Below are 9422 nucleotides of genomic sequence, written 5' to 3' on the forward strand. Positions count from 1 at the left end.
ATAGAGAGTTATAATACTCTCTATTTCTTTTCTTCACTTCTTATTTTTATTTCTAATATATTATCATTAATCTTAGTAAAGGAATTTTTCAAATCGCTAACATCATCTTTAATCCCTATAATTTCAAAATTCATTTTATCACACAATTCTTTATTAGTTGCAGTTGATTGGTTTAGCGCTGCTGCTAATTCTCTATTAATTGCATTAGTTTCATCTATCTTAATATTTAAATTATCTTCTCGTTTTTTTCCATCTTCTATCAATTCATATAGCTTATTTTTATCTTCTCTTGAGTCTTCTTTTATTGATTCTATCAATGGTTCTAATGAATTCTTACTACCTTTTGTTTTGATTAATTCTATGATCTTATCACCATATTTATAAAAGCACATAAATATAATAATCAATAATAAAGCTGGTACTCCAACATATTTTACTAAATCTAATAATATTTTTTCCATAAAAAAAAGCACCTCCTTTCAAACATTAATTTGTTTATTAAAGAAAATGCTTCTTATTCTTTATTTCTACTTCTTAAAGCTCCATATTTAGCCTTTGCTTCTTTAAGTTTTGAAGTATCTTGTTTTATATAATGCTTCAGAGTTACATCAGTAGAAGCATGATTTAACATTTTACTTATATCTTCTAAATCGCAACCGTTATTTTTAAGCAATGTAGCTCCTGAATGTCTTAAATCATGATTGTGTAGGGTAGGGACACCGATAAGTTCACCGACCTTCTTACACCACTTATTACAGGTTGTATTTGTAGGATTACTATATTCCTTCCCGTATCTCGTTGCAAATACATAATCACATTTTATTCCTTTTGATTCTCTATATGCCTTCAATCTTAATAATAATTCTTTACAGTATTCATCAAAATCAAGATCCACAATATAGCCTTCCTTTTCTAAAACACCTTGAACAACACAGTTATCCCAATCTATTTGTTCCCATTTCATATTAGATAAAGCGTTAACTCTAGCCATTGTTGATAATCCAACAGATATATATGTATGTATTTGTAAGTCATTTAAACTCTCTAATTTATCCATCATTAAATCAACCTGTTCCTGAGTCAAGAAAGTTTGTTCTACTACATCAGTATCCTTTCTTGGTCTATCAATAAATTCCATAGGATTTTCCTTAGTTATTCTTTTTTTCTTTAAATATATATAAAAAGCAGATATACTAGACATTCTTCTTTTTATTCTTCTTGAATTATTACCTTCAGATTTACAATAGTAGAAGAACTCTGTGAGATCATCCTCATCTATTTCTAAGGCTGATTTATTATCTTGAAACATATATATATAAGAAAACCATGCAATTAAATCTCTTTCATAATTATATATTGATTTCTCTGATAATTCTTTAATTGTCATATCTACTTTGTATTTTTTTAAATATTTCATTGTTTCTTTATTTATTTTTTCTATTGGTACTTTTAATATTATTCTTTTACTTCTTTTAGCTATTTTTCACACAACCTTTCTTAAATATTTTTTATTTATTTTTTGTATAATTTAAATTTCAAGCTTGTTTAAATCGATGTTTTACTAGGTTATATATTTTCTTGAAATTTAAATATTGTATAAATCGATATAGTTATTATTGATATGATTATTCGATTTTACCGAAAGCAAAGATTCCCTAATGAAATTTGCCTTATTCGGTACAAACGGCTTGGTTGAGCCATTTTAAATCATTGAGTTATTTCGCTAAATTATGATTTAGCGAAATTTATGTTAAAAAATGAAATTTTAATATAAAAAGTAGTTAAGAAGATAAATCTTAACTACTTTTTTATATTATTTAAATAACTTAGGCATATTTTTAGAATAATTTTCAATATTAATGGAATCCTTAGATTTTTCTTTAAAATACAATCTTGGAAATCTTGGGGATTTCAACGCCTCCACAAGTGGCTTTCCATCTTTATCAATATAATCATCTAATTCATTTTCATTCACAATAGTTATATTTTTAATTAAAATCCATGTATGTTTTTTATCCTTACAATAAGGAATTGGGATATATTCCTCTAATTCAGTTGGTATAAAAGGTTCTTTACTTGATAGAACGTCCAAAATATCAGCAGAAACATAAACTTGTTTACCATCATCTTTTGATTTAAAGAATAATATTAGCTTTTCTAAATCAGCAATATGCCCCTTAGAAACCCTTAAATCGCTTGATAACGCAACCTTAGAGCTTTCAATTTCCTTAGCATAATGATAATTGATAATCTCCTCTGGTTTTTTATTCTCAATAATTCTAATAGCAAGACCTGTAAATTTATTCATAATACCCTCTCCTCATACAATACAAATATTTATAATTATATAATATATAAAAGTATAGATGTAGTCAAGTAGTTTAGTAGTGATTTAGATTAATAGTATAAAAACTGATTTTTAGACCTAATTTTTATTAAAATTCAGATTTTAATTTAATATAAAATTGAATAAATTATTTATATCCTTTTTATTTATTTTTATTAATCTTATCTCTTAATTCAATATAAAACTAATCTGTAAAGTATAACTTTTACTAGGTGCTTTACTTTTGTTGTAATTTAATTTATAATGATGACACCTAGTACACAATATATAAAAAGATAGCAGCAAAATATTCGTACATATAAAGTCTGCTATCTTTTTTTGTAAAAAATAAAAACCTCATTCTAATATGAATGAGATTCCTCTTTTATTGTTTCTTCGTTATCTATATCTACCATTTCCCTTTTATTATTCTTATTAATATCTCTTCCCAATCTAATTAAATTCTTATTTATATTCCTAAGCGTATTCTCTATCCTTTCTGTATTATATTCTATTGATTCTGTATTTGATTTTATTCTGCTGTTTATCATTGGTATGCATATTATCAAAATCAAAAACAATACAATGTTACACAATCCAACTATCCCACCAACTATAAATAATATTTTTCCAAACGATTCTATTATATCCATTCTATCAGCCTCCAATATATTAATCATTATAATAATTTTATCATCTGTTTTTATATATTTTTTTAAAATTTATGTTAATAATTAATATTTTTGCTATAATATCCCTCCTAATTCTGTATATCTTTTTATAGTAATGTCAATAATCTAGATAAGTTCCAATTATGGGACATCCCCCAACCTCAATATAAATTATTGTTTACACGAAATTTCTTTTATATAGTAAGTAAAAGAAAATTAAAAACCAGTAAGACTGCCCACTTACTGGTTTTTTTATTATTTAACTTCTTTATCCCATGAACTATCTATATACTTACATTCATATACATCCGTTGGATTCTCTTGAGTAATACTTAAATCTATTTCATCACATTGATCTTTAAATGCATTTTCTACATTCTTTCTTATGTTATTAAGTATTCCTACAATTAGAACTTTATTTTTATATATTAAATTTACTTTTACAATCTTTCTGTTATTATCATTTATTACTTCAAAACTAGAAGCTCCTGTTTTTAAATCCGTATTTCCTTCATTAATCAACTTATTTTATTTATTTGAAATTGAATGCAATAATGAACGATAAATAAAATATAAAATAATTAATAATATTATTGATATTCCAAAAGGAACAAAGAACCCAAATAATTGTGCTAAGAATCCAGCAATTATTGGGACAATTATATTTAAAAGTTTAGTTAAAGATGATAGTTTAGTAAAAAACTTTCCACTAATTTCTGATGGAATATATTTCATTAGTATTGAATAATGACTAGGAAACCATATAGTATTACCTATTGATTTTAATATATATGCAATAATTATAACCATATAACTTTTACCAAACGTTAATAAAAATGAAAAAGCTAAAAAGAAAATTAATCCGAATTGAACTATTTTTTCATTTTTAAATTTACTAGTTAAGTTTTTAGTATAAAATCCCGTTGCTAATGATGCAATTGAATAAATTACTTCAATTATCATAATTTCAAATATAGAAAATTTTAGAACACTTAACATATAGTATATAGTAAAAGATGTTGAAAGTAGACTAAAATTTATATTAATTAAAATACTAGCAAGTGTACCTGTAAATAATTCTTTAGGAATTTTAAATTTCATTGATGAAGTTTTTATAGTACTAGGATTAATTTTTTTTAAATTTTTATGGGCAAATATTGTAACAAATAAAAATCCAATACCACAACAAATGAAAATTATTCTGAATGTTAGTATAGATGGAAATTTATATGTGAGTAAATAACCTATTAATGGATATAATAAAATAGTAAATAATTCAGGTGTTACTAAATGATATGTGTATATTTTTTGCATATTTTCTTGAGGGAAAATTTTACTTTCATAAATTTTGTAAACTGGATTTAATATATTAGTAATACTACTAGAAATTGTTCCTAATAAGAAACCAAAAGTAGTTGAAGATAATCCATATATTATGGGAGGAATACTTTCAGTAATCCAATCAATACAAATTCCTTTATTAGGAGAAACTTTATCTATAAATTTACTAAGTATAAATGTAAAAATAATATCAAATAATGAGGATAATCCAATTATTAATCCTGCATTACTTATATCGATACCGAGTTTGTTCATAAATATAGGTAATAAAACAGTGTATATTAAAAAAATACCACCAAACCAATGCATAATAATGTAGTTAATTATAGGTTTATCAAAGCTTAAAAATTCTGTGAAAGGAGAATTTTTTTTTGAAATTTTCATAGTTCCTCCAAAGTTAAGATATTATTTTAGTTTCGATTAAATAATCTAATATTTGATTGACAGAAGTTCTTAATTCAAAAATAGGAACATCTTCATATATTAAATTTAAATTTTGAATAATATCAGCATATTTAAAATTTTTTTCTATAAAAATGAGTATATGATATGTCAATTCATTTGATTTTATAATTTCTTCTGTTTGATAATTATAAATATATAATGTACCGTTATCGATTAGTTCTTCAAATCTAAAGAAAATATTCTTATTTATTATCATAGTATTCCTCCTAAGTTTTTATTTAAATTTAGAACATCTAGGGTCATAATTAGTATTTTTTATGTAGGCAGCAGCAAAACAGCCGCCAGTACAATTTTTTTGATTTGAGCATTTTGAACATTTTGAATTATTATTCCAAATTAAATTTCTAAAAATAATATTTTCATTATTCCATATTTCAGATAAAGTATTATTAATTAAATTTCCAATTTTAAAAGTAGATTTATGTAAAAATGGACATGGAAATACATTTCCAAAAGAATCAATTTCTATTGATGTCCTATTGGCAGGGCAAATTAATTTAGTATTGCTTAAATATTTATTTAGATAGGTATTTCCCCAAGGAACTGCAATAGGATCTTGGGAGATATAAAGATTATTTGGATATTTAAAATAATAATCTAGAACATTTATAAAATTAGTTAAAATTTCATCATCAGAAGGTAAATAACAGTCATTAGAATTTGATAACTCTAATAGTGGAGAAAATGAAATAATATCAACATTTAAATAAATAGCTAATTTATAAATATCTATTAAATTTTTAACATTTTTATTAGTTACAACTGTATTAAGTTTTACTTTTAAGTTAAAAGTTTTTAATAATTGAATAGAAGCTATTATTTGATCAAAAAAATCAATATTTCTAGTTTCTTCAAAAAGTTCTTTAGTATGACCATCAAGGCTAATTTGAATACAATCTGTATGCGATAAAATTTTAGAAAGTTCATGTATTAAAGAATGATTTAGCAAAGAACCATTTGTATGAATTGTTAAAACGATATTTTTACTTTTTATATATTTAACTATTTTTAAAAAGTCAGGATTAAGTAATGGTTCACCACCAGTTAAATAGATGGAATATGGTTTTTTATGGCCAAATTTATCCAATATGATTTTAACATCTTCTAATAATAAATGTTTTTTATTAGTTTTAGAGCTGAAGCAATGAGGACAACTAAAATTACAATGATTAGTTATTTTTAAACCAACTAATAAAGGTGCACTTAAATGAGATAAATTGCAACGATCCATTTCTAATTTCATATAACTTAAGAAATCAATATGATTATTTTTTTGAATGAGATATTTATTTTTAAAATATTTATTTAGAGATAGATTTAATTCATTCATAAATTTTAAACTCCCTTTTTTAATGTGTTATAAGTTAAATTGCACCTATAATCTTTTATATTTGGAAACCCATTTAAAAGATGATTTCTACCCAAATCACCACCCTTACAAATTGTTAGATAATCACAATAGCGGCATACTTGATTAGATAAATCACGTTGATAAATTAAAGTAGAAATTTTTTTAAAGTTATTAGTTAATGTGAGTAAGGAATCAGTGTATATATTACCAATTTTAAAAGATTCTTGTTCAAGTGTTACGTCAGGATAAATATCTCCTTTATAATTAATAAACCAATAAAGAAGATAATCAGGATTAATTATTTTACAATCATTTAAATTTTGAATATAAAACTTAGCTGAATTTGAAAAAAATTCAACGGGTATAAAAATTCTTAATTTAGTTTTAAAACTTGAAGAAGATAAAATACATTTATTTATTTCATTTAAAAAGTCATTTAAATCTAATTTAGAATATAAATTTTTTCCTTTATTTAAATCGTAAACATGACTAATACTAAAAGTATCTATGTTTAAATCATTAGCTAAACTGTATGTATTATGAATGTCAAAAACATTAAAATATGAAGCCGTATAGTTAATTCGTACTTTTATATTATATTTTTTTAATAGTTTTATATTTTTTATAATTAAATGAAAAGAATCACTATTTCTTTGAGCTTCAAATGTATTAGAGGTGGAGCCATCAAGGCTGATTTGAATACAATCAGTTTCTAAATTTAAAACTTGAGATAATTTTTCGCAAATATTTTTAGTTAATAAAGTCCCATTCGAAAAAATTTCTAAACAGAAACGATTTCTTTTTAATTCTGATAGAATTTCAAAAATATCATTCCTTAGGAAAGGTTCTCCACCACTTAATGTGATATGAAGAATTTCTAAAGATTTGAATTTTTCTATAGTTTTTAGGATAACACTCAAAGGTTCTTCAAAATTATTTAACTTCGCCCAGCAGTGGGAACAATTCATATTGCATTTGCCTGTTATTTTCCACCCTACCCATAAAGGAGATTTTATATTTAAAATATCTTTATTAGTAATATTTGAAATAAAAGTATCCATAAATATTTTTTCTTTTTTTCGATCATTAAAGTTTTGTGACTTAGATAAATAATTAGTTATATTTTTTATAATATTAGAATCAATCATAAAAGCCTCCTTATTTAAATGTAAAGGTAAGTATGTATTACATACTTACCTTATTATTTAATTTAAATTAATGCCCATGTGATTTAGAAGCTATAATACTTTGAGATGCTAATTCTTTTGAGTCAACTTTTTCAAATTTTACAGTTAAAATTTTTGATTGTTTTTTCATAAAAAGTACCTCCTTATAAATTATTATCTAAAATTTCAAAATACATGTATCTTATAGAGATTTTACCATTAAAAAATAAAAAAATGTAATTAAATTCAAATAGTTAATAAAAAGTTTAAATAATTAATAATTATGAAAAATATAAGTTTATTGTTAACATTCAGAAGAATTGTTTTAAGTAATATCAAATTATTTTCTATACAAAGTTACCATATATTTCATTTTATTATTTTTGAATCAGTTATACAATTCTAACTCAACTTAGGAGAACCCCACCCACCATGATTATTTCCTGCTCATTTATTTATTAACATTATATATAAAGATAAAGAAAATTTCTTTATATTAGTTAACTATTTAAGTCGTCTCTTTTTGTTTTTATTTTTTTAAACTTTTGTCATCTTTATGTAATGTATAAAAATACCACAAATGTTACAATTATCATATGTTAATAAAAAGGGGGATTAATTATGAAATTATCAAAAATAAGTCTATTTACTTCAACTCTTATAGTCTCATCAGTTCTATTTACTCCAATTTCATCATTTGCTAGTGAAATAAACTCAGTACATACAATAACGCCAAGAGCGCATATTACAGGTGGTGGTGGAACTCTTAGACCTCAAACTTCAAAAATACTTTATTTATCAAAATACGAATTAGAAAGATATTATGGGAAAAAATTTGGATCAGGAAACTCTTTAATTGATTTAGGTATAAGTTCTATTATATCAAAGAAACTCCCTAAAATTGGAGCTTTCATAGGAGTAAGTTCTGCTTTAGTAAATGAAGCAGTCGATAAACGAGCTAATACATTAAATAAAATAAAAAATAATATTTTATACGATGGTGCTCGAGGTATAAAGGTAACTCTTATAGGAAAACCTTCCGGATATCCTACTTTAAGTATAAAATTTGATACATGGTGGTGATGGTATGAATAGCTTTATTAAAAAAAATAAATGCATCAGAAACTTTATAAGCAATAAATATCTATATTGGTTAGTCGCTGTGTCTATATCAATTATACTCCCTTGGATTTTATTTAAAGTAAATCCTCTAAAAATTACATCAGGTATTGGATGGCCTCAATGTACTACTATTTTAGTAATAAGTTTATTTTCAATAATAGAAAAAACTTATAAAAAGAAGTAGTTATTTTCATGAAAGTTTCTTACAAAAACCTCATTCAATAAAGGATAAGGTTTTTGTTTTCTTCTATTCTTTAACTTTTAAATTATTATTATTTTATCATGGTATATATAATTCTTTATTAAAATTAATTATTTACTATATAACTCTTTCTATGTATCTATTCTGACTACTCCATCTACACTAACCCCTTCTTCACATTTATTATTAAACTACTTACAATAGAATTTAATATTAGCAAATCTGAAGGTATAACTTTTAATTCTTTATTTTTAGCCTTCCCCCCATTAATCATTATAGTATGGATAAATGCTAAATAACTACTTGTACACATACTTATCATTACATATTTTTTCATTTAGTAAATCAGAATACTTACTTATCTTTAATTTATCATTAAAAATATTTTTATTTAATGCTTCTACAATCTTTATATCTATATCATTTGCTTTTACCCCAATAATTATTTCTTCTATTGCTTCATTTATTCCATCTAAAAAAGTAACTCTATCTTTGCTATTATGATCATATATAATAAATCTATATTCATCTTCATATTTCCAGGCATCAAGTTTTATAAGATATTTTTTCTTAAGAACTTCTAAAATCAATTCTTTATTTAGTTGTTTAATACTTTTTATCTCTTTTTCCCATTCTGATATACATTTTTCTTTTTCCTCATAATAATTATAATAATCATCAAAATTAACTCCATATATTTCTTCATAATTATTAATATAATAATTCAAATTAGCTAATTTATTCTTATTAGTATTAATTTGTTTTTTGAGTTTTGTGT

12 protein-coding genes are annotated in these 9422 nt (G+C 23.3%); 2 read left to right on the top strand and 10 right to left on the bottom strand.

Annotation, left to right across the window (positions count from 1 at the left end):
- Positions 1 to 20: 20 nt before the first annotated feature.
- The 9 genes from JOC62_RS17565 to JOC62_RS17605 form a co-directional block, all read right to left on the bottom strand.
- Entirely contained in the window at positions 21 to 461 is a 441-nt protein-coding gene (locus tag JOC62_RS17565; protein WP_204596580.1) for a hypothetical protein, read from the bottom strand.
- Between the two features lie 53 nt (positions 462 to 514).
- On the bottom strand, positions 515 to 1417 hold the full coding sequence (locus JOC62_RS17570) for a tyrosine-type recombinase/integrase (RefSeq protein WP_207758212.1): 903 nt from the start codon (positions 1415 to 1417) through the stop codon (positions 515 to 517).
- Positions 1418 to 1813: 396 nt separating this feature from the next.
- The gene (locus JOC62_RS17575; protein ID WP_204596581.1) at positions 1814 to 2308 is read right to left on the bottom strand and encodes a hypothetical protein; all 495 of its coding nucleotides are present in this window, start codon (positions 2306 to 2308) and stop codon (positions 1814 to 1816) included.
- A 380-nt stretch (positions 2309 to 2688) separates the two neighbouring features.
- Positions 2689 to 2979 carry a hypothetical protein gene (locus tag JOC62_RS17580; protein ID WP_204596582.1) on the bottom strand — a complete coding sequence of 97 codons (291 nt, stop codon included), beginning with the start codon at positions 2977 to 2979 and terminating at the stop codon, positions 2689 to 2691.
- A gap of 273 nt (positions 2980 to 3252) precedes the next feature.
- Positions 3253 to 3519, bottom strand: a complete 267-nt coding sequence (locus JOC62_RS17585) for a hypothetical protein (protein WP_204596583.1) — start codon at positions 3517 to 3519, stop codon at positions 3253 to 3255.
- Positions 3520 to 3525: 6 nt separating this feature from the next.
- Positions 3526 to 4722, bottom strand: coding sequence for an MFS transporter (locus JOC62_RS17590; RefSeq protein ID WP_204596584.1), 1197 nt, complete (start codon positions 4720 to 4722; stop codon positions 3526 to 3528).
- A 13-nt stretch (positions 4723 to 4735) separates the two neighbouring features.
- A complete protein-coding gene (locus JOC62_RS17595) occupies positions 4736 to 4999 on the bottom strand; it encodes a hypothetical protein (protein WP_204596585.1) in 264 nt (87 codons plus the stop codon).
- 18 nt (positions 5000 to 5017) lie between these two features.
- Positions 5018 to 6133, bottom strand: a complete 1116-nt coding sequence (locus JOC62_RS17600) for a radical SAM/SPASM domain-containing protein (RefSeq protein ID WP_204596586.1) — start codon at positions 6131 to 6133, stop codon at positions 5018 to 5020.
- Positions 6134 to 6138: 5 nt separating this feature from the next.
- Positions 6139 to 7302: a radical SAM/SPASM domain-containing protein gene (locus tag JOC62_RS17605; protein WP_204596587.1), complete on the bottom strand. Its 1164-nt coding sequence runs from the start codon at positions 7300 to 7302 to the stop codon at positions 6139 to 6141.
- Between the two features lie 639 nt (positions 7303 to 7941).
- On the opposite strand from JOC62_RS17605, the gene JOC62_RS17610 reads away from it, so the two are divergent.
- Positions 7942 to 8403 (top strand): hypothetical protein, encoded by a 462-nt coding sequence (locus JOC62_RS17610; RefSeq protein ID WP_204596588.1) that lies wholly within the window; start codon positions 7942 to 7944, stop codon positions 8401 to 8403.
- A 4-nt stretch (positions 8404 to 8407) separates the two neighbouring features.
- Positions 8408 to 8626 carry a hypothetical protein gene (locus tag JOC62_RS17615; protein WP_204596589.1) on the top strand — a complete coding sequence of 73 codons (219 nt, stop codon included), beginning with the start codon at positions 8408 to 8410 and terminating at the stop codon, positions 8624 to 8626.
- A gap of 317 nt (positions 8627 to 8943) precedes the next feature.
- Here the strand turns inward: JOC62_RS17615 and JOC62_RS17620 are convergent.
- On the bottom strand, positions 8944 to 9422 hold a 479-nt coding region (locus JOC62_RS17620), incomplete at its 5' end, for a hypothetical protein (RefSeq protein WP_204596590.1).

This window comes from Clostridium sardiniense, from assembly GCF_016907995.1.
Classification (GTDB): Bacteria; Bacillota; Clostridia; order Clostridiales; family Clostridiaceae; genus Clostridium; species Clostridium sardiniense.

Excerpts from the sequence above, each read along its gene's own strand:
- JOC62_RS17565 (WP_204596580.1), bottom strand. The coding sequence starts at position 461 with ATGGAAAAAATATTATTAGATTTAGTAAAATATGTTGGAGTACCAGCT.
- JOC62_RS17570 (WP_207758212.1), bottom strand. The coding sequence starts at position 1,417 with ATGAAATATTTAAAAAAATACAAAGTAGATATGACAATTAAAGAATTA.
- JOC62_RS17575 (WP_204596581.1), bottom strand. The coding sequence starts at position 2,308 with ATGAATAAATTTACAGGTCTTGCTATTAGAATTATTGAGAATAAAAAA.
- JOC62_RS17580 (WP_204596582.1), bottom strand. The coding sequence starts at position 2,979 with ATGGATATAATAGAATCGTTTGGAAAAATATTATTTATAGTTGGTGGG.
- JOC62_RS17590 (WP_204596584.1), bottom strand. The coding sequence starts at position 4,722 with ATGAAAATTTCAAAAAAAAATTCTCCTTTCACAGAATTTTTAAGCTTT.
- JOC62_RS17595 (WP_204596585.1), bottom strand. The coding sequence starts at position 4,999 with ATGATAATAAATAAGAATATTTTCTTTAGATTTGAAGAACTAATCGAT.
- JOC62_RS17600 (WP_204596586.1), bottom strand. The coding sequence starts at position 6,133 with ATGAATGAATTAAATCTATCTCTAAATAAATATTTTAAAAATAAATAT.
- JOC62_RS17605 (WP_204596587.1), bottom strand. The coding sequence starts at position 7,302 with ATGATTGATTCTAATATTATAAAAAATATAACTAATTATTTATCTAAG.
- JOC62_RS17610 (WP_204596588.1), top strand. The coding sequence starts at position 7,942 with ATGAAATTATCAAAAATAAGTCTATTTACTTCAACTCTTATAGTCTCA.
- JOC62_RS17615 (WP_204596589.1), top strand. The coding sequence starts at position 8,408 with ATGAATAGCTTTATTAAAAAAAATAAATGCATCAGAAACTTTATAAGC.